This is a genomic window from Micromonospora sp. NPDC048063, assembly GCF_043202855.1.
Classification (GTDB): Bacteria; Actinomycetota; Actinomycetes; order Mycobacteriales; family Micromonosporaceae; genus Micromonospora.
In genome coordinates, this window is sequence record NZ_JBIDBG010000002.1 from 526,085 (window position 1) to 544,858 (window position 18,774).

The following is an 18,774-nucleotide window of genomic DNA, read 5'->3' on the forward strand; positions in this document are numbered from 1 at the left end:
CCCCCTCGGACCGGGAGGTCTTCCATGTTCCTGCTCGCCGCTGAGGGTGGTGAGTCGACCCACAACCCGATCGTGCCGATCTGGCAGGAGATCGTGGTGGGCGGCATCGCCTTCGCCCTGCTCTGCGTCGTGCTGATGAAGTTCGTCTTCCCCCGCATGGAGCAGACGTTCCAGGCTCGGGTGGACGCGATCGAGGGCGGCATCAAGCGCGCCGAGGCCGCCCAGGCCGAGGCCAACCAGCTCCTCGAGCAGTACCGCGCGCAGCTCGCCGAGGCGCGCACCGACGCCGCCAAGATCCGGGACGACGCCCGGGCCGACGCCGAGGGCATCCGGCAGGACATCCTCGCCAAGGCACGGGAGGAGTCCGACCGGATCATCGCGGCCGGCAAGGAGCAGCTCGCCGCCGAGCGGGCCACCATCGTGCGCGAGCTGCGCACCGAGGTCGGCACGATCGCGGTGGACCTGGCCAGCAAGATCGTCGGTGAGTCGCTCGCCGACGAGGCGCGTCGCAAGGGCACCGTCGACCGGTTCCTGAGCGGTCTCGAGAGCGCGGGGGCCCGCTGATGCAGGCCGCCAGCCGGGAGTCGTACAAGGTCGCGGCCGAGCGCCTCGACGCGTACGTCCGCGGCACGGAGCCGTCGGCGGTGGCCACCACCGCCGACGACATCCTCTCCGTCGCCGACCTGCTGCGGCGCGAGCCGCGGCTGCGCCGGGCGCTCTCCGACCCGGCCCGCTCGGGCGCGGACCGCACCGCCCTGCTCGGCGAGCTGCTGCGCGGCAAGGTCGGCGCCGAGGCGCTCGACCTGGTCGCCTCGCTGGTCGCCGGCCGCTGGTCGGCGCCGTCGGAGCTGCTCGACGGTGCCGAGCGGCTCGGCGTGGAGGCGCTGCTGGCCAGCGCCGACTCCGCCGGCGACCTCGGCGAGGTCGAGGACGAGCTGTTCCGCTTCGGTCAGGTGGTCTCCGGTCAGTCGGCGCTCTCCAACGCGCTGGCGGACCCGATCGCCCCGGTCGGGAAGCGGGCCGACCTGGCCCGCGAACTGCTCGCCGGCAAGGCCCGCCCGATCACCCTCCGCCTCGTCGAGGCGGCGCTGGGCGGGTTCGGGGGGCGCTCCTTCGCCGGGGCGCTCACCCGACTGGTCGAGCTCGCCGCCGACCGGCGGGACCGGCAGGTGGCGTACGTGACCGTAGCGGCCCCGTTGAGTGACGAGGACGAGCGCCGGCTGGGCGCGAGCCTCTCCGCGATATACGGTCGAGAGGTTTCCGTCAAGCAGACGGTGGACCCCGGAGTTCTCGGTGGCGTGAGCGTGCGGGTCGGCTCCGACCTGTACGACGGCACCGTCCTGCGCCGCCTCAACGAGAGCCGCAACGCGCTCGCGAAGCGCTGAGGCGGCACTGCCGCCCAGCGCCTGTGAATAGACGCCATTCGGACCGGTCGGTACTAGGTATCCCGGGCCCCTGATACTTAAGGAAGCAGAGGATGGCCGAGCTGACCATCTCGACGGAGGAGATCCGCGGCGCCCTGGAGCGCTACGTCTCCTCCTACTCGTCCGAACTCTCCCGCGAGGAGGTCGGCACCGTCGCCGACACCGGCGACGGCATCGCCCACGTCGAGGGCCTCCCCTCGACCATGACCAACGAGCTCCTGGAGTTCGAGGACGGCACCCTGGGTGTGGCGCTGAACCTCGACGTCCGGGAGATCGGTGTCGTCGTTCTCGGTGACTCCGCCAAGCTCGAAGAGGGGCAGCGCGTCAAGCGCACCGGCCGGGTGCTCTCCGTGCCGGTCGGCGACGCCTTCCTCGGCCGCGTGGTCAACGCGCTCGGCCAGCCGATCGACGGCCTCGGCGACATCGCCAACGAGGGCTTCCGCGAGCTGGAGCTCCAGGCCCCGAACGTGATGGCCCGGCAGTCGGTCGACGAGCCGCTGCAGACCGGCCTCAAGGCCGTCGACGCCATGACCCCGATCGGCCGTGGGCAGCGTCAGCTGATCATCGGTGACCGGAAGACCGGCAAGACCACCGTCGCGCTGGACACCATCCTCAACCAGCGGGACAACTGGCGCTCCGGCGACCCGAAGAAGCAGGTCCGCTGCATCTACGTCGCCATCGGCCAGAAGGCCTCCACGGTCGCCTCGATCAAGGGCGTCCTGGAGGAGGCGGGCGCGATGGAGTACACCACCATCGTCGCCTCCCCGGCCTCCGACCCGGCCGGCTTCAAGTACCTCGCCCCGTACACCGGCTCGTCCATCGGGCAGCACTGGATGTACGGCGGCAAGCACGTCCTGATCGTCTTCGACGACCTGAGCAAGCAGGCCGAGGCGTACCGCGCCGTGTCGCTGCTGCTGCGCCGCCCGCCGGGCCGCGAGGCGTACCCGGGTGACGTCTTCTACCTGCACTCCCGGCTGCTGGAGCGCTGCGCGAAGCTCTCCGACGAGCTCGGCGGCGGCTCGATGACCGGCCTGCCGATCATCGAGACGAAGGCCAACGACATCTCGGCCTTCATCCCGACCAACGTCATCTCCATCACCGACGGCCAGATCTTCCTCGAGACCGACCTGTTCAACCAGGGCGTCCGGCCGGCCATCAACGTCGGCACCTCGGTCTCCCGGGTCGGTGGCGCCGCGCAGGTGAAGCCGATGCGGAAGGTCGCCGGGTCGCTGCGGCTCAACCTGGCCCAGTACCGCGAGCTGGAGGCGTTCGCCGCCTTCGCCTCCGACCTGGACAAGGCCTCCCGCGCCCAGCTGGAGCGCGGTTCCCGCCTGGTCGAGCTGCTGAAGCAGTCGAACTACTCGCCGTACCCGGTGCAGGAGCAGGTCGTCTCGGTCTGGGCCGGCACCGAGGGCAAGCTGGACGACATCCCCGTGGGTGAGGTCCGCCGCTTCGAGTCGGAGTTCCTCCAGTACCTGCGCCACAAGCACGAGGGTGTGCTGGCCGGCATCGCCGACAACAAGTGGGACGACGAGATCGTCGGCTCGCTCGACCGCGCCATCACCGAGTTCAAGCAGCTCTTCCTCGGCAAGGCCGACGAGCGTCGGATCAACGAGGCCCCGGCCGCGCCGCTCGAGGGCGAGGAGAACCGCGAGACGGTGACCCGCTTCCGTGACGGCACGACCGACCGCCCGGTCGAGAACCAGTAAGGGCTGATTCATGGCGGCCCAGGTACGCGTTCTTCGTCAACGGATCCGCTCGGCGAAGGGGATGAAGAAGATCACCAAGGCGATGGAGCTCGTGGCGACGAGCCGGATCGCCAAGGCCCAGGCCCGGGTGGAGGCGTCCCTGCCGTACGCCCAGGCCATCACCGGTGTGCTCACGGCGCTGGCGTCCAACGCGCGGATCGACCACCCGCTGCTCACCCCGCGTCCGCGGGTGCGGCGGGCGGGCGTCCTGCTGGTCACCTCCGACCGTGGCCTGGCCGGCGGTTACAGCTCCAACGCGATCAAGACGGCGGAGTCGCTGATCGCCCGGCTCCGTGCCGACGGCAAGGAGCCGGTGCTCTACGTCATCGGGCGCAAGGGCGTCGGTTTCTTCCGCTTCCGTGACCGGCCGATCGAGGCGAACTGGACCGGGTTCTCGGAGCAGCCGACGTTCGCCGACGCCCGCGCCGTGGGCGAGACGCTGATCAAGGCGTTCACGGCCGGCGCGGACGACGTCGACGGCGGCGCCGGGCCGGACGGGGTGCTCGGTATCGACGAGCTGCACATCGTCTACACCGAGTTCCACTCCCTGATGACCCAGACCCCGGTCGCGAAGATCATCGGGCCGATGCAGGTCGAGGACCGTCCCCGGTCCGAGGGCCTGCTGCCGGCGTACGAGTTCGAGCCGGAGGCGGAGGCGCTGCTCGACGCGCTGTTGCCGAAGTACATCAACACGCGGATCTACGCGGCGTTGCTGGAGTCGGCGGCCAGCGAGTCGGCGGCCCGTCGGCGGGCGATGAAGAGCGCCACCGACAACGCCGAAGAGATGATCGAGAAGTACACGCGTGAGATGAACTCGGCCCGCCAGGCCGGGATCACCCAGGAGATCAGCGAGATCGTCGGCGGCGCGAACGCGCTGGCCGCGTCGGGAAGTGAAGTGTGATGACTGCCCCAGTAGAGACCAAGACGGCCACGGGTCGCGTGGTCCGGGTCATCGGCCCGGTCGTCGACGCCGAGTTCCCGCGCGACGCCATGCCGGCCCTGTTCAACGCCCTGCACGTGGACGTGACGCTCTCCGGCGGCGAGAAGACGCTGACCCTGGAGGTCGCCCAGCACCTGGGTGACAACATGGTCCGCGCCATCTCGATGCAGCCGACCGACGGCCTGGTCCGCGGCACCGAGGTGCGCGACACCGGCTCGCCGATCACCGTGCCGGTGGGCGACACGGTGAAGGGCCACGTGTTCAACGCGATCGGCGAGTGCCTCAACCTCACCGAGGGCGAGACGCTCCAGCCGGACGACCACTGGGGCATCCACCGCAAGGCCCCGGCCTTCGCGGACCTGGAGCCGAAGACCGAGATGCTGGAGACCGGCATCAAGGTCATCGACCTGCTCGCCCCGTACGTCAAGGGTGGCAAGATCGGTCTGTTCGGCGGCGCCGGCGTGGGCAAGACGGTGCTCATCCAGGAGATGATCACCCGTGTCGCCCGGAACTTCGGTGGTACGTCGGTCTTCGCCGGCGTGGGTGAGCGCACCCGTGAGGGCAACGACCTCATCGCCGAGATGACCGAGTCCGGCGTCATCGACAAGACCGCGCTGGTCTACGGCCAGATGGACGAGCCGCCGGGCACCCGGCTGCGGGTGGCGCTCTCCGCGCTGACCATGGCCGAGTACTTCCGGGACGTGAAGAAGCAGGAGGTGCTGCTCTTCATCGACAACATCTTCCGCTTCACCCAGGCGGGTTCGGAGGTCTCCACCCTGCTCGGCCGCATGCCGAGCGCCGTGGGTTACCAGCCGACCCTGGCCGACGAGATGGGCGAGCTCCAGGAGCGGATCACCTCCGTCCGGGGCCAGGCCATCACCTCGATGCAGGCGATCTACGTGCCGGCGGACGACTACACCGACCCCGCCCCGGCCACCACGTTCGCCCACCTCGACGCGACCACCAACCTGGAGCGGTCGATCTCCGACAAGGGCATCTACCCGGCCGTGGACCCGCTGGCGTCCTCGTCCCGGATCCTCGCCCCGGAGTTCGTCGGCGCCGAGCACTTCGCGGTGGCGACCGAGGTGAAGCGGATCCTGCAGAAGTACAAGGACCTGCAGGACATCATCGCCATCCTCGGTATCGAGGAGCTCTCCGAGGAAGACAAGATCACCGTGCAGCGTGCGCGGCGGATCGAGCGCTTCCTGTCGCAGAACACCTACGCCGCCGAGCAGTTCACCGGCGTACCGGGCTCGACGGTCCCGATCAAGGAGACCATCGAGGCGTTCAAGAAGATCAGCGAGGGTGAGTACGACCACTTCCCCGAGCAGGCCTTCTTCATGTGCGGCGGTCTGGAGGACCTGGAGCGCAAGGCGGCGGAGCTGATGAAGGGCTGACCTGTCGGTCCTGAGAAAGGCCGTCCCGGCAATGCCGGGGCGGCCTTTCGTTCATCTTCGGGCCTTATGATCGCCGCTGCCCGGTTCCGCGCGGTCGGCGATCAAGCCGAACGCGAGGTACCGTCGATCCGCGCGCTCGCCGGAAGCGAGCGTCGATCTGTGCAATCAATCGGCTGCGTGCGCCCGTCTCCTGATCGTGGGCGTGACGAACGGAGATGATCGTGGGTAAGGCCGGCAAGGGCGGCGGCAAGTCGTCCGTGTGGTCGGGGGTGCCGCGGTGGGCCCGGGCCTGCACCGTGTTCGGTGCCGTCCTGATGCTGCTCAGCGGCGTGGTCCTGGTCGGCGCCGAGGCGCTGATGGCCCGCTACGAGGGCGCGGTGGGCAAGGCCGACCTCTTCGGCGACCAGGCCGCCGGGGCGAAGGAGCGCAAGAGCGACATCAAGGGCCCCCTCAACATCCTGCTGGTCGGCATCGACCCGCGCAACCCGGAGACGCCGCCACTGGCCGACTCGATCATGGTGCTGCACGTGCCCGCCGAGATGGACCGCGCCTACCTCTTCTCGATGCCGCGCGACCTCATCGTGGAGATCCCCAAGTTCAGCCGGGCGGAGTTCAACGGCGGCACAGACAAGCTCAACGCGGCGATGTCGTACGGCAGCCGGGTGCCCGGCGGCAACCCGGACGCCGCCCGGGGCTTCGAGTTACTGGCGACGACGGTGCAGAAGGTCACCGGCATCAAGCGCTTCGACGCCGGCGCGATCATCAACTTCAACGGCTTCCAGAAGATCGTCGACGCGATGGGCGGCGTCGACATGTACATCGAGCGCGAGGTGCGCTCCGAGCACCGCGAGTCGAACGGCAAGCACCGCAAGGGCAACCCGTACGGCGAGGGCTACGTCGGCCCGCAGGCGGTCTACAAGAAGGGCAACCAGCACCTCAGCGGCTGGCAGGCGCTCGACTACGTCCGGCAGCGCTACCCGAAGAACGGCGTCCCGGACGGAGACTACGGCCGGCAGCGCCACCAGCAGCAGTTCGTCAAGGCAATGGCCGGGCAGGCGTTGAGCGCCGACGTGGTGACGAACCCGATCAAGCTGGACCGGGTGCTGCGGGCGGCCGGGCAGTCGCTGATCTTCAGTGGCCGCGGCAACAGCGTGATCGACTTCGGCATCGCGCTGAAGAACATCCGCCCGGAGACGATCCAGATGGTCAAGCTGCCCGGCGGCGGGGTCACCGAGAACGGGAAGTACCGGGGCGAGCGCTTCGAGCCGGAGGTCGACGACTTCTTCACCGCCCTGAAGAACGAGCAGCTGGACGCGTTCCTGTTGGAGCACCCCGACTTCCAGAACAAGGCCAAATAGCCGTGGCGCAGGTCTCGCCACCCGCGTTGGGGGCGCGTCCGCGGCAAGACTAGACTTTCGACAATCCGCCGCCGCAGCAAGGAGACAGCGTGGCACAGCAGCTTCACGTCGAGCTCGTAGCCGTCGAGGAGAAGGTCTGGTCCGGTGACGCCGAGATGGTCGTCGCCCGGACGACCGAGGGTGAGCTGGGTGTGCTGCCGGGGCACGCGCCCCTGCTCGGCCAGCTCGCCGAGCCCGGCCAGGTACGCATCAAGCTCGCCGGTGGCGAGCAGGTCTCCTACGAGGTCGCCGGTGGCTTCCTCTCGGTGACCGCCGACGGCGTCACCGTCCTGGCCGAGAGCGCCACCCCGGTTTCCGCCGCACAGAGCCGCTGAGCCGCACCGCCGATGGGGATCGTCGAAGGGATCGGAATCGGCGTAGTCGTCATCCTCGGCGCGCTCCTGATCCTCTTCGCCCGGCGGGCCGTCGTCACGCGTAGCGGAGGCATCATCCGGCTCGGCGTCCGGACCTCCACGATGCTCGACGGCCGCGGCTGGTCCCCCGGCTTCGGCCGGTTCGTCGGCGACGAACTCCGCTGGTACCGGGTCTTCAGCTTCGCCATCCGTCCCACGCGGGTGCTCTCCCGCAAAGGGCTGACCGTGGAGCGCCGGCGGCTGCCGGAGGGGCAGGAACGCCTCTCCATGCCCGCCGACTGGGTCATCCTCCGCTGTACCAGCAACCACGCTCCGGTCGAGATCGCCATGGCGCGATCCACCGTCACCGGGTTCCTCTCCTGGCTCGAGGCCGCCCCTCCGGGGGCGGCCTCGCCGCGTCTGGCCTCCCAGGACTGGCCCGCCGCCTGACCACATCCTCTTCAGGAATCTCCCACGCCGCCGAGCCGCCTGCTTCGCGACGAGAGTGACCCGGAGACACCCCACCGCAAGCTGAGAGACGCCTCAGGCGGCCGAAGCCACCAGTTCCACCTCGTACCCCTGGTTGTCGGTGAGGTAGGCGGCGTAGGTCTGCGGGCCGCCGGCGTGGGGATGCAGGTCGGGGAAGAGCAGCGTCCAGCCGTGTGCCGGCGCCGCCGCGACCAGCCGGTCCACCGCGGCGGGCGGGCCGGCGTGGAAGGCCAGGTGATTGAGGCCCGGGGCGAGCCGGTCGTGCCGCCGCCCGCGCAGCGCCGGTGACTGCTCCACCACGAGGTACGTCGGGCCGAGCCGCCAGGAGCGGCCGGCCGGCCACTCCTGGAACGGCGTCCAGCCCAGCTCGCCGAGGAGCCAGCCCCAGCCGCGTATCGCGGCGGCCAGGTCGGGTACCCAGATCTCGACGTGGTGCAGCGCGCCGGCGGTCAGCGCCTGCCGCCCGGCACCCATAGCACATCTCCACCGGGATTGGCGGTTCTTGCCAGGATGAACAGCAGGTCAGAGAGCCGGTTGAGATACTTTGCCGGGAGCGAGCTGGTCCGCTCAGGGTCGTGCGCGACCAGGGCCCACGCCGCCCGCTCGGCGCGTCGGGCGACCGTCCGCGCCACGTGCAGCAGCGCCGCACCCGCGGTGCCGCCGGGGAGGATGAAGGAGTCGAGCTTGCTCAGGCGTGCGTTGTACTCGTCGCACCAACCCTCGATGCGCTCGACGTACTCCTTGGTGACCCGCAGCGGCGGGTACTTCGGGTCCGGCTCCGCCGGGGTGGCCAGGTCGGCGCCCACGTCGAACATGTCGTTCTGGATCGACGCCAGGACGCCCCGCAGCTCGTCGTCGAGCTGCCCAAGCGCGAGCGCCACGCCGATCGCGGCGTTGCACTCGTCGACGTCCGCGTACGCGGTGATGCGCGGATCGGTCTTCGGCACCTGTTCGTTGTTGCTCAGCCTGGTCATGCCGGCGTCGCCGGCCTTGGTGTAGATGCGCGTGAGGTGGACGGCCATGACGCACAGCCTACGGATACCGGACCTGACGATCCCGGTGCGCCCGGGCGCACTCCGGCCGGGTGGGGTGGGCCCCGGGGACGCCGGTGACCCGGCGGTCAACGACGTCGACGTCATCCGGGTGCGCGGCGATGCCCGCCTGGCCGGCACGGTGCACGTCGTCGGCGCGAAGAACTCGGCACTGAAGCTGATGGCCGCCGCGCTGCTCGCCCCGGGACGCAGCGTGATCACCAACGTCCCGCGGATCACCGACATCGCGATCATGGGCGAGGTGCTCCGCCGGCTCGGCTGCGGCATCCGCTTCGACGCCGACGACCCGGTCGACCCGATGGTCGCGCACGGCGGGGTGGCCCGGTCCCGGTCGGTCGTCATCGACGTGCCCGAACAGCCCGGCACCGAGGCCGACTATGACCTCGTCCGCCGGTTGCGCGCCTCCATCTGCGTGCTCGGCCCGCTGTTGGCCCGCCTGGGGTACGTGCGGGTGGCCCACCCCGGCGGGGACGCCATCGGCTCGCGGGGGCTGGACATGCACATCTCCGGGCTGACCCGGATGGGCGCGGAGATCTCGGGCGAGCACGGCTTCGTGATCGCCTCGGCGCCGCACGGGTTGCACGGCGCGGAGATCATGCTCGACTTCCCCAGCGTCGGGGCGACGGAGAACCTGGTCATGGCGGCGGTGCTGGCCCGCGGGGCCAGCGTCATCGACAACGCGGCCCGCGAGCCGGAGATCGTCGACATCTGCACCATGCTCAACCAGATGGGCGCGCGGATCTCCGGCGCCGGCACGTCGACGCTGCACATCGAGGGGGTGCCCGGGCTGCGGCCGGTGCGGCACGCCACGGTGGGGGACCGGATCGTGGCCGGCACCTGGGCCTTCGGCGCGGCGATGACCCGGGGGGACGTCACCGTCACCGGGGTGGAGCCGGGGTTCCTGGAGGTCGCGCTCGACAAGCTGGTCTCCGCCGGTGGCCTGGTGGAGACCAGGGGCGACGCGTTCCGAGTCCGGATGGACGACCGGCCGAAGGCGGTGGACGTGGTCACCCTGCCGTACCCGGGCTTCGCCACCGACCTGCTGCCGATGGCGATCGGCCTGGCGGCGGTCAGCGACGGCGCGTCCCTGATCACCGAGAACATCTTCGACGGCCGGTTCATGTTCGCCAACGAGATGATGCGGCTGGGCGCGGACATCAAGACCGACGGGCACCACGCGGTGGTACGCGGCCGCGAGCGGCTCTCCGGCGCCCCCGTACGCGCCACCGACATCCGGGCCGGCGCGGGGCTGATCATCGCCGGGCTCTGTGCCGAGGGGGTCACCGAGGTCTCCCACGTGCACCACGTGGACCGGGGCTACCCGGACTTCGCGGCGGACCTGCGGGCCCTCGGCGTCGAGGTGGAGCCGGGCACCGCGCCGGAGGAGCCGGACCTCACCATCTGACGGCCCCGCCGCTGCCGTCCGCCGCCCGGGCGACACGCCTTAGCATCCGTTCAGGCGTGCCGACTAGGGTGCTGGCAGACACTCATTCAGGCGAGGGAGAAGCAGATGGCGGGTCGACTCGCGGTCGTCGGGGCCGGGCTGATGGGCTCGGGCATCGCCCAGGTGGCGGCGCAGGCGGGCTGGCAGGTGACGCTGCGGGACCTGGACGACGCGGCCACCAAGCGGGGCGTGGACGGCATCCGGAAGTCGCTGGAGAGGTTCGCCCAGAAGGGGAAGATCGAGGCGTCCGACGTCGAGGCGGCGCTCGGCCGGATCACCCCGACCACCGACCTGGAGGCGGCGGCGGACGCGGACATCGTCGTCGAGGCGGTCTTCGAGAAGATCGAGATCAAGCACGAGGTGTTCCGGGCGCTCGACAAGATCTGCCGGCCCGACGCGATCCTGGCCACCAACACCTCGGCCATCCCGGTGACCCAGATCGCCACGGCGACCGAGCGGCCGGAGGCGGTCGTCGGCACCCACTTCTTCTCACCGGTGCCGATGATGAAGCTCTGCGAGCTGGTGCGCGGCTACAAGACCAGCGACGAGACCCTGGCGACGGCGAAGGCGTTCGCCGAGGGGATCGGCAAGACCGTCGTGGTGGTCAACCGGGACATCGCCGGCTTCGTCACCACCCGGCTGATCAGTGCGCTCGCCATGGAGGCGGTCAAGCTGGTCGAGTCCGGCGTGGTCTCCGCCGAGGACCTGGACACGGCCTGCAAGCTCGGCTTCGGCCACGCCATGGGCCCGCTGGCGACGATCGACCTGACCGGCGTGGACGTGCTGCTCAACGCCACGAAGAACATCTACACCGACACCGCGGACGAGAAGTTCTTCCCGCCGGAGCTGCTCCAGCGCATGGCCACCGCCGGCGACCTCGGCCGCAAGTCCGGCAAGGGCTTCTACACGTACTGACGGGCGGCCGGGCGCGACCTTCGCCGGCCGCTCAGCGGACCGCCTCCACCGGTGCGGGGGCGGTCCGCCGCAGCCCGGCGGTGAGCACGAGCGTGGCCGCCAGCGACGCCGCGGCGAGCAGCGTGACGGCCCAGTTCGCCGGGACCAGGTCCGCGACCGCGCCGGCGAGCACGGCACACAGCGCCTGCGCGGCCAGCATCCCGTTGTGGTGCAGGCCGAGCACCTGGCCCCGGATCTCGGCGGGCGAGTGGGCGATCAGCCGCTCCTGCAACGGCAGCCCGGCGGCGAAGCCCGCCGAGGCGACGGCCGCGACGGCCATGGCCAGCGGCAGCGCCGGCGACAGCGCGAAGGCCAGGTAAGGCAGGGCGAGTAGCAGTCGCAGGGCGGGGACCAGCCGGTCCCGCGTGGCCGGCGGCAGGGACCGCCCCACCACGATGTCGCCCGCCAGCATGCCGAGGGCTGCGGCGGCGTAGAGGAAGCCGGCCCGGTCACCGGCGTAGGGCACGAACAGCGCCTCGCAACCGACGACCAGGCCGCCCGGCACCCACAGGTTGAGCAGGAGCGACCGGCGGCCGGGATCCGTCCACAGTTCCCGGTTCACCCTGAGCGTGCGCCCGACCGTCGTCCGGGCGGTGGTCCGGGCCGGGCGTTCCGAGATCCCGCACCACCCGACCGCCGCCGCCACCATCCGCAGCACCGCCGAGAGCAGGAACACCTCGTACGGGGTCAGCCAGGCCAGCAGGACGCCGGCAAGTCCGAACCCGGCGATCTGCATCGCCCCGACGCTGGTGTTCAGGGTGGACCTGCCCAGCACGTACGCGTCGGCCGGCAGGATGTCGGTGAGCAGTGCCCACCGGGCTCCGGCGGTGATCGAGCCGACGTACGCGCTGGCGAAGACGACCGCGAACCGGGCCCACAGCGGCAGGCCGGGCACAACCTGTAGCGCCGCTCCGGCGGCGACCAGCACGGCGGCGAGGGTCAGCGCCCGGCGGGGCGGCACGTTGTCCGCGGCCGACAGCAACGTCAGGCTGCCGAGCACGCCGGCGAGCGGTGCGCCGAACATGCTCAGCGCGGTGAGCAGCGCCGAGCCGGTCGACGCGTAGGTCAGCGCGCCCAGCGCCAGCGCCGACGTCGTGTGCGCCGCGATTCCCGCGCAGTTCGCGAGGAACAGGTTGCGGAACTCCCGGACCGCGAACAGATCTGCGTACGTTCTCACGGGCGCCATCGTGTGGGGTGCCGGGTGGATCTCGTAGGGTTACGTCTGGAGGCGAAACGTGGGCGTCTGGCAGGTGCCGTCGGACCTACTCGCGCGGAGCCGCTTCGCGGTCTCGCCGATGGTCGACACGATCGCCGCGCTGCGCGCGCTGCACGACCCGCGTACCCCCTGGCAGCGGGCGTGGCGGGGGCGGCACGTCGAGGCGTTCCGGCGGATGCTGGCCGGTCGGCCGGTGCTCCGGGCGCTGCTGCCCGCGTCGTTCCACCCCCGGTGGACCGCGGACTTCCTCACCGTCGCTCCCGCCTCGCCGGAACCGACGTTCGCGGCGGAGCTGGCGGCCGTCGGGCGGTTGTCCGACGAGCGGATCCGGGCCGACCTGCGCGCCACCCGCCCGGAGCCGCTCGCCGCCGAGTTGCTGGCGGACGGTCTCACCGGGCAGGTGGTGGGGCTCCTCGACTGGGTCTGGACGCACACCGTCGAGCCGGAGTGGCCGGAGCGGGAACGCCGGCTCCGGGCGGACATCGTGGCTCGCACCGCCGCCTTGAGCACGGGCGGCTGGGCCGGGGTGGTCGCCGACCTCAACCGGAACATGCGCTGGCTGGGCGACGGGCGGCTCCAGGTCAACGACTACCCGGAGCCGCCGCTGTCGCTGGACGAGGCCGAGCAGTTGGTCTTCCTCCCGGCGCACTGCCGTCGCGGCTGGGTGGTCTGGGACAAGCCGACCCGCTTCGGGATGGTGTATCCGGCGCGCGGGATCCTGGTCGATCCCACCTCACCGGCACCCGACGGGCTCGCCCGGCTGATCGGCGCCAACCGGGCCAACATCCTGGCCAGGTTGGACACGCCGCTGAGCACCTCGCAGCTCGTGGTGGTGACCGGGTTGTCCCTCGGGACGGTGAGCGGCCACCTGCGGGTGCTGCTGGACGCGGGCGCCGTCGGCAAGCGGCGGTCCGGGCGCGAGGTGCTCTACTGGCGTACGCCGCTCGGCGCCGCGCTCGCCGCCGGCGGGTGAGCGAGGCCGCCTGGCCGCCGGCGGGGCGGGGGAGGGCCCCGTCCGGCTCAGCCGTCGCGCTTGGTCGTCCAGCGGAACGTGGTCAGGCAGAGCACCAGGCCGACCACGCACCAGGCGACGAGCACCAGGGCGACCCGGTCCAGCTCGAACGAACCGCCCGGCTCGCGGGCGCCGAAGCTCTCCGGCAGGAAGACCGAGCGCAGGCCCTGGCACATCCACTTCAGCGGGAAGAGCGCCGCCACCTGCTGCATCCAGCTCGGCAGCTCGGTGAAGACGAAGAACACGCCGGAGATGAACTGGAGCACCAGCGCGACGGGGGTGACCACGGCCGAGCCGCTGCGGGCGGTGCGGGCCAGCGACGAGATGGCGATGCCGCACAGCGTGCAGGCGGTGACGCCGAGCACCGACACCCAGCCGAAGGTGAGCCACTTCGCGGCGGTGCCGGGCAGCTCCAGGTCGAACAGCGCCACCGAGACGGCGAGCAGCAGCACGGTCTCCGCGATGCCGATGGCGACGACCATCAGGACCTTGCCGGCGAACCAGACCCACTTCGGCATCGGCGTGCCCCGGTAGCGCTTGAGCACCCCCCGGTCCCGCTCGATCGGGATCCAGATGCCGAGGTTCTGGAAGCTGACGGTCATCAGGCCGGTGGCGATCATGCCGGTGATGAAGTACTGGGTGTAGCTGACCCCGGGCGCGATCCGGTCGTCGAAGATCGCCGCGAAGATCACGATCATGATGACCGGGAAGCCCATCGTGAAGACGACGGACTCCCGGCTGCGCAGGAACTGGGTGATCTCCAGCCGGCCCTGCCGCAGGCCGAGGGCGACCGGACCGGGCCGTCGGGCGGCCGTGGTGGCCGGTGGGACGGGCTTCGTCGTGGTGGTCATCGGTGTCCGATCATCCGCAGGTAGACGTCCTCCAGGGTCGGCCGGGTCACCGTCAGGCCGGGGACCTCGCCGCCGAAGCGCGCCGCCAGGTCGGCCACCAGCGCCGTCGGCGTCGCGCTCTCCGCCGTCTCCAGCGCCCCCTCCGGCGTACGCCAGGAGACCGTCGCGAGGGCCGCCTGCCGGTCGCCCAGCCGGTCGGGTCCGGCGACCTCGACCAGCCGTCCGCCGGCGATCACGCCGACCCGGTCGGCCAACGCCTCGGCCTCGTCGAGGTAGTGGGTGGTCAGCACGATGGTGGTGCCGGCGGCGGCCAGGTCCCGGATCAGCTCCCAGAACTCCCGGCGCGCCTCGGGGTCGAAGCCGGTGGTCGGCTCGTCCAGGAAGAGCAGCTCGGGGCGGCCGACGATGCCGAGCGCCACGTCGAGCCGGCGCTTCTGCCCGCCGGAGAGGGTGTGCGTACGCGCCTTCGCCTTGCCGGCCAGCCCCACCCGCTCGATGACCTTGTCCGGGTCGTCCGCCCCGGCGTAGAAGCCGGCGAAGTGGCGCACCACCTCCGCGACGGTCAGCTCGTCGAACTCGCCCGTGCCCTGGAGCACGATGCCCACCCGGGAGCGCCAGTCGGCGGCCGGCCCGGCCGGGTCGCTGCCGAGCACCGAGACCTCGCCGGCGTCGCGCCGACGGTAGCCCTCCAGGATCTCCACCGTGGTGGTCTTGCCGGCGCCGTTGGGGCCGAGCAGGGCGAACACCTCGCCGCGGCGGACGTCCAGGTCCAGGCCCGCCACGGCGACGTTGTCGCCGTACGCCTTGCGCAGCCCCCGGACGGAGATCGCGAGCTCGTCATCCATGTCGTCAAGTGTGCGTCCTGGCCGTGGCCGTGACCCGCCCGGGGTGTGGGGCTCCGGCCCATGTCGGGAGCTTCGCACCCGGGCGTCCGCTCCATGGAGCTGTGTGGTTTTCCACAGCGCCGGTGACTGAACGGTAACTTAGACTCCCGCCATGGACGAGAAGGCTCTCCCGGGTCGGCTGCCCGAACGCGACCGCCCGTGGGTGATGCGCACGTACGCCGGGCACAGCTCGGCTGCCGCCACGAACGCGCTCTTCCGCCGCAACCTGGCGAAGGGGCAGACCGGCCTGTCGGTCGCCTTCGATCTGCCGACGCAGACCGGCTACGACCCCGACCACGAACTCGCCGCCGGTGAGGTCGGCCGGGTGGGCGTCCCGGTGGCGCACCTCGGCGACATGCGGGCCCTCTTCACGGGCATCCCGTTGGCCGAGATGAACACGTCCATGACCATCAACGCGCCCGCGATGTGGCTGCTCGCCCTCTACGGCACGGTCGGCGCGGAGCAGGGGGCCGAGCTGGCCCGCTGCACCGGCACCACACAGAACGACATCATCAAGGAGTACCTCTCCCGGGGCACCTACATCTTCCCGCCGGCGGCGTCGCTGCGGCTCACGGCCGACGTCATCGCGTACACGCTGCGGGAGATGCCCCGGTGGAACCCGGTGAACATCTGCTCGTACCACCTCCAGGAGGCTGGCGCGACGCCGGTGCAGGAGGTCGGTTTCGCGCTCTCCACCGCCGTCGCGGTGCTCGACGCGGTCCGGGACTCGGGCCAGGTGCCCGCCGAGCGGATGGGCGACGTGGTGCAGCGGGTCTCCTTCTTCGTCAACGCCGGTGTGCGCTTCGTCGAGGAGATCGCCAAGATGCGGGCCTTCGGCGCGCTCTGGGACGAGATCACCCGCGAGCGCTACGGGGTGGCGAACCCGAAGCAGCGTCGGTTCCGCTACGGCGTGCAGGTCAACTCGCTGGGCCTGACCGAGGCGCAGCCGGAGAACAACATCCAGCGCATCGTGCTGGAGATGCTGGGCGTGACCCTGTCCCGGGACGCCCGGGCCCGCGCCGTCCAGCTGCCCGCCTGGAACGAGGCCCTCGGCCTGCCCCGGCCGTGGGACCAGCAGTGGTCGCTACGCATGCAGCAGGTGCTCGCGTACGAGTCGGACCTGCTGGAGTACCCGGACCTCTTCGAGGGCTCGCACGTGATGACCGCGCTGGTCGACGAGATCGTCGCCGGGGCGCGGGTCGAGCTGGAGAAGGTGCTGGAGATGGGCGGCGTGGTGGCCGCCGTGGAGACCGGCTACCTCAAGAGCGCGCTGGTCGCCTCGCTGGCCGAGCGGCGCCGCCGGATGGAGGCGGGCACCGACGTGGTGGTCGGGGTCAACCGGTTCGCCGAGACCGAGCCGTCGCCGCTGACCGCGGCCGGTGCCGAGGCCGTCGAACAGGTCGACCCGGCGGTGGAGGCGGCCGCCGTGGCCGCCGTACGCGAATGGCGGGCCGGGCGGGACGCGGCGGCCGTGGACGCGGCGCTGGCCCGACTGCGCGCGGACGCCGCGACCACCACGAACCTGATGCCGGCGACGCTCGAGTGCGTGCGGGCCGGCGTGACCACCGGCGAGTGGGCCGGCGCGCTGCGGCAGGTCTTCGGCGAGTACCGCGCCCCCACCGGCCTGGCCGGCGCCGCCGGGGCCGGCGGGGACGCCACCCTGGCCGCCGTCCGCGAGCGGGTCGCCGCCACGGCCCGCGAGTTGGGCAGCGGCCGGCTGCGGCTGCTGGTCGGCAAGCCCGGCCTGGACGGGCACTCCAACGGCGCGGAGCAGATCGCGGTACGCGCCCGCGACGCCGGCTTCGAGGTGGTCTACCAGGGCATCCGGCTGACCGCCGGGCAGATCGTCGCCGCCGCCGTCGAGGAGGACGTGGACCTGGTCGGCCTGTCGGTGCTCTCCGGCTCGCACCTGGCCGCGGTGCCGGCGGTGCTGGACGGGCTGCGCGCGGCCGGCCGGCCGGACCTGCCCGTGGTGGTCGGCGGGATCATCCCGGCCGGCGACGCCGCGCAGCTCCGGGCCGCCGGGGTGGCCCGGGTCTTCACGCCGAAGGACTTCGCCCTCACCGGCATCATCGACGACCTGGTCACCGTGGTTCGCGAGGCCAACGGCCTGAGCTGAGGGGACGGGCGGTCAGCGGGTGATGTAGGTCATGCAGTCGGCCATGTCGTTGTCCGGGCCGACCTTGATCGCCGGCGCGTGGCACTCCAACTGGTCGTTGTGCCGGCAGTCGGCCCGCTGGCAGGCGCCGACCTGAGCGATGAGGCCGTCCACGCCGGCCCGGACGGCGGGCATCTCGATGAACGTGTGGCAGTGCGCGTGGTCCATGCTGCCGATCGTGATGGCGAAGGCGTGGCAGTCGCCGGTGTGGTTGTACGCGCAGGCCGAAACCACACACTCCTGGACCCGGGGCATCTCCATCGCTGCGGTCATGCCGACCTCCTCTAGAGTCTTGCCCCGACTTTAGGCTTTTGGTGGGGTTGGCGAGGCGGATTCAGCCCTGCCCGAGCACCTCCGACAGCGGAGCCGGCTCCAGGCCGCGCTCGGCCAGCCCCGCCAGGATGTGCGGCAGCGCCTCGTCCGTCATCGGCGCGTTCGCCTCCGTCACGTGCAGGACGATCACCGACCCGGGGCGCACCCCGTCCAGCGCCGCCCGCACGACCGGCCGCCACGACTTCGCGAACGGATCGCCGCTCACCACGTCGCCGTCGACCACGGTCACCCCCAACGGCGCCAGCGCGTCCAGCGCCTTCCGGTCGTGGCACAGCCCCGGGAAGCGGAAGTACCGGGTCTGCCGCCCGCCGTACGCGGCGACCACGTCGAACGTCCGCGCCACGTCGGCCGTCATCTCCCGCTCCGGAATCCGGGGCAGGCCGTAGCAGTCCGGGGTGAAGGCCAGGTGCCCGTACGTGTGGTTGGCCAGCTCGAAGCGCGGGTTCGCGGCGAGCCGCCGGGTCACCGCCGGGTACTGCTCGACCCACTTGCCGGTCAGGAAGAACGTGGCCGGCACCCGCTCCCGCTCCAGCAGGTCGATGATCTTCAGGTTCGCGTACGACCGCACCGCGCCGCTGCGCAACTGGTAACGCATCGCGTCCGTCATGTCCGCGTCGAAGGTGAGCGCCACCCTGTTCCCCACACGCGGCCCGTGGTCCACGACGGGTGGCCTTGTGCCGGGCGGGGTCGCGCCCGGGGTCGTCGGGGCGGGCGGGGCCGTGCCCGGGGTCGTCGGGGTGGGCGTCGGCCCCGACGACGGGGACTGTGGCTGCGCTGTGGGGATCGGGACGATGCCGGTGGCGGTCGGGGTGCGGAGGGGGACCGGGCCGGCGAGGAGCGCCGCGGCGGCGATCACGGCGGCGATGGTGGCGGCGGCGAGCGGAACGCGGGGGATCTTCACGGGCACCGGGAGATGATGTCAGCGCTTCGTGTTGTCCGGGTGCCGGGCGTGGGGTGGTGTGCGGTCGTGGTGGGGTGTGGGTTGCGGCGTGTGGTCGTGGCCGGGGTTGTTGGGTTGCGGTGCGTGGTGGTGGGGTGTGGTGCGTGGTGGGTGGGGTGTGGCCCGCCGTGCCCGGCTCCGGGCGGTCAGGCTTGATCCCTGCGCCGGGCACGGCGGGCCAC

19 protein-coding genes are annotated in these 18,774 nt (G+C 71.6%); 12 read left to right on the top strand and 7 right to left on the bottom strand.

The features are described from left to right. Window positions 1-24: 24 nt before the first annotated feature. From ACGFZ2_RS07200 to ACGFZ2_RS07235, 8 genes are all read left to right on the top strand, one after another. Window positions 25-564, top strand: a complete 540-nt coding sequence (locus ACGFZ2_RS07200; RefSeq protein WP_350684039.1) for a F0F1 ATP synthase subunit B — start codon at window positions 25-27, stop codon at window positions 562-564. Beyond that, window positions 564-1,385 carry a F0F1 ATP synthase subunit delta gene (locus tag ACGFZ2_RS07205; protein ID WP_393261019.1) on the top strand — a complete coding sequence of 274 codons (822 nt, stop codon included), beginning with the start codon at window positions 564-566 and terminating at the stop codon, window positions 1,383-1,385. Before ACGFZ2_RS07200 ends, ACGFZ2_RS07205 begins: the two co-directional genes overlap by 1 nt. Window positions 1,386-1,477: 92 nt before the next feature. Then, a complete protein-coding gene (atpA, locus tag ACGFZ2_RS07210; RefSeq protein WP_357698815.1) occupies window positions 1,478-3,133 on the top strand; it encodes a F0F1 ATP synthase subunit alpha in 1,656 nt (551 codons plus the stop codon). Window positions 3,134-3,143: 10 nt separating this feature from the next. Next, window positions 3,144-4,073 (top strand): F0F1 ATP synthase subunit gamma, encoded by a 930-nt coding sequence (locus ACGFZ2_RS07215; RefSeq protein WP_393261016.1) that lies wholly within the window; start codon window positions 3,144-3,146, stop codon window positions 4,071-4,073. After that, window positions 4,073-5,509, top strand: coding sequence for a F0F1 ATP synthase subunit beta (gene atpD, locus ACGFZ2_RS07220; protein ID WP_357698810.1), 1,437 nt, complete (start codon window positions 4,073-4,075; stop codon window positions 5,507-5,509). The genes ACGFZ2_RS07215 and atpD overlap by 1 nt, the downstream gene beginning before the upstream one ends. 215 nt (window positions 5,510-5,724) lie before the next feature. Beyond that, window positions 5,725-6,867, top strand: a complete 1,143-nt coding sequence (locus ACGFZ2_RS07225; RefSeq protein ID WP_393450998.1) for an LCP family protein — start codon at window positions 5,725-5,727, stop codon at window positions 6,865-6,867. Window positions 6,868-6,956: 89 nt separating this feature from the next. Next, complete coding sequence (locus tag ACGFZ2_RS07230; protein ID WP_350684044.1) at window positions 6,957-7,241, top strand: F0F1 ATP synthase subunit epsilon; 285 nt, start codon at window positions 6,957-6,959, stop codon at window positions 7,239-7,241. 12 nt (window positions 7,242-7,253) lie between these two features. Further along, window positions 7,254-7,709 carry a DUF2550 domain-containing protein gene (locus tag ACGFZ2_RS07235; protein ID WP_393451001.1) on the top strand — a complete coding sequence of 152 codons (456 nt, stop codon included), beginning with the start codon at window positions 7,254-7,256 and terminating at the stop codon, window positions 7,707-7,709. Between the two features lie 93 nt (window positions 7,710-7,802). On the opposite strand, the gene ACGFZ2_RS07240 is transcribed toward ACGFZ2_RS07235, so the two are convergent. Next, the gene (locus tag ACGFZ2_RS07240) at window positions 7,803-8,222 is read right to left on the bottom strand and encodes a VOC family protein (RefSeq protein ID WP_393261008.1); all 420 of its coding nucleotides are present in this window, start codon (window positions 8,220-8,222) and stop codon (window positions 7,803-7,805) included. After that, on the bottom strand, window positions 8,198-8,770 hold the full coding sequence (locus tag ACGFZ2_RS07245; protein WP_393451004.1) for a cob(I)yrinic acid a,c-diamide adenosyltransferase: 573 nt from the start codon (window positions 8,768-8,770) through the stop codon (window positions 8,198-8,200). Before ACGFZ2_RS07245 ends, ACGFZ2_RS07240 begins: the two co-directional genes overlap by 25 nt. On the opposite strand from ACGFZ2_RS07245, the gene murA reads away from it, so the two are divergent. Both murA and ACGFZ2_RS07255 read left to right on the top strand, forming a co-directional pair. Further along, window positions 8,769-10,205, top strand: a complete 1,437-nt coding sequence (gene murA, locus ACGFZ2_RS07250; protein ID WP_363708966.1) for a UDP-N-acetylglucosamine 1-carboxyvinyltransferase — start codon at window positions 8,769-8,771, stop codon at window positions 10,203-10,205. The two genes, ACGFZ2_RS07245 and murA, sit on opposite strands and share 2 nt — an antisense overlap. A gap of 105 nt (window positions 10,206-10,310) precedes the next feature. Beyond that, window positions 10,311-11,159, top strand: coding sequence for a 3-hydroxyacyl-CoA dehydrogenase family protein (locus tag ACGFZ2_RS07255; RefSeq protein ID WP_393261003.1), 849 nt, complete (start codon window positions 10,311-10,313; stop codon window positions 11,157-11,159). Between the two features lie 31 nt (window positions 11,160-11,190). On the opposite strand, the gene ACGFZ2_RS07260 is transcribed toward ACGFZ2_RS07255, so the two are convergent. Beyond that, window positions 11,191-12,375, bottom strand: a complete 1,185-nt coding sequence (locus ACGFZ2_RS07260) for an MFS transporter (protein ID WP_393261001.1) — start codon at window positions 12,373-12,375, stop codon at window positions 11,191-11,193. A 58-nt stretch (window positions 12,376-12,433) separates the two neighbouring features. On the opposite strand from ACGFZ2_RS07260, the gene ACGFZ2_RS07265 reads away from it, so the two are divergent. Then, window positions 12,434-13,387, top strand: coding sequence for an ArsR family transcriptional regulator (locus ACGFZ2_RS07265; protein WP_393451008.1), 954 nt, complete (start codon window positions 12,434-12,436; stop codon window positions 13,385-13,387). A 47-nt stretch (window positions 13,388-13,434) separates the two neighbouring features. Here ACGFZ2_RS07265 and ACGFZ2_RS07270 read toward each other — a convergent pair whose 3' ends face one another. Together ACGFZ2_RS07270 and ACGFZ2_RS07275 are read right to left on the bottom strand one after the other, a co-directional pair. Next, window positions 13,435-14,277, bottom strand: a complete 843-nt coding sequence (locus ACGFZ2_RS07270) for an ABC transporter permease (protein ID WP_393260997.1) — start codon at window positions 14,275-14,277, stop codon at window positions 13,435-13,437. Beyond that, complete coding sequence (locus ACGFZ2_RS07275) at window positions 14,274-15,122, bottom strand: ABC transporter ATP-binding protein (RefSeq protein ID WP_393260995.1); 849 nt, start codon at window positions 15,120-15,122, stop codon at window positions 14,274-14,276. The genes ACGFZ2_RS07270 and ACGFZ2_RS07275 overlap by 4 nt, the downstream gene beginning before the upstream one ends. 151 nt (window positions 15,123-15,273) lie before the next feature. On the opposite strand from ACGFZ2_RS07275, the gene ACGFZ2_RS07280 reads away from it, so the two are divergent. Then, complete coding sequence (locus ACGFZ2_RS07280) at window positions 15,274-17,280, top strand: protein meaA (RefSeq protein ID WP_393451011.1); 2,007 nt, start codon at window positions 15,274-15,276, stop codon at window positions 17,278-17,280. Window positions 17,281-17,292: 12 nt separating this feature from the next. On the opposite strand, the gene ACGFZ2_RS07285 is transcribed toward ACGFZ2_RS07280, so the two are convergent. Together ACGFZ2_RS07285 and ACGFZ2_RS07290 are read right to left on the bottom strand one after the other, a co-directional pair. Further along, window positions 17,293-17,592, bottom strand: a complete 300-nt coding sequence (locus ACGFZ2_RS07285; RefSeq protein WP_357459581.1) for a DUF1540 domain-containing protein — start codon at window positions 17,590-17,592, stop codon at window positions 17,293-17,295. A gap of 61 nt (window positions 17,593-17,653) precedes the next feature. After that, window positions 17,654-18,559: a polysaccharide deacetylase family protein gene (locus ACGFZ2_RS07290; RefSeq protein WP_393451014.1), complete on the bottom strand. Its 906-nt coding sequence runs from the start codon at window positions 18,557-18,559 to the stop codon at window positions 17,654-17,656. Window positions 18,560-18,774 lie beyond the last annotated feature (215 nt).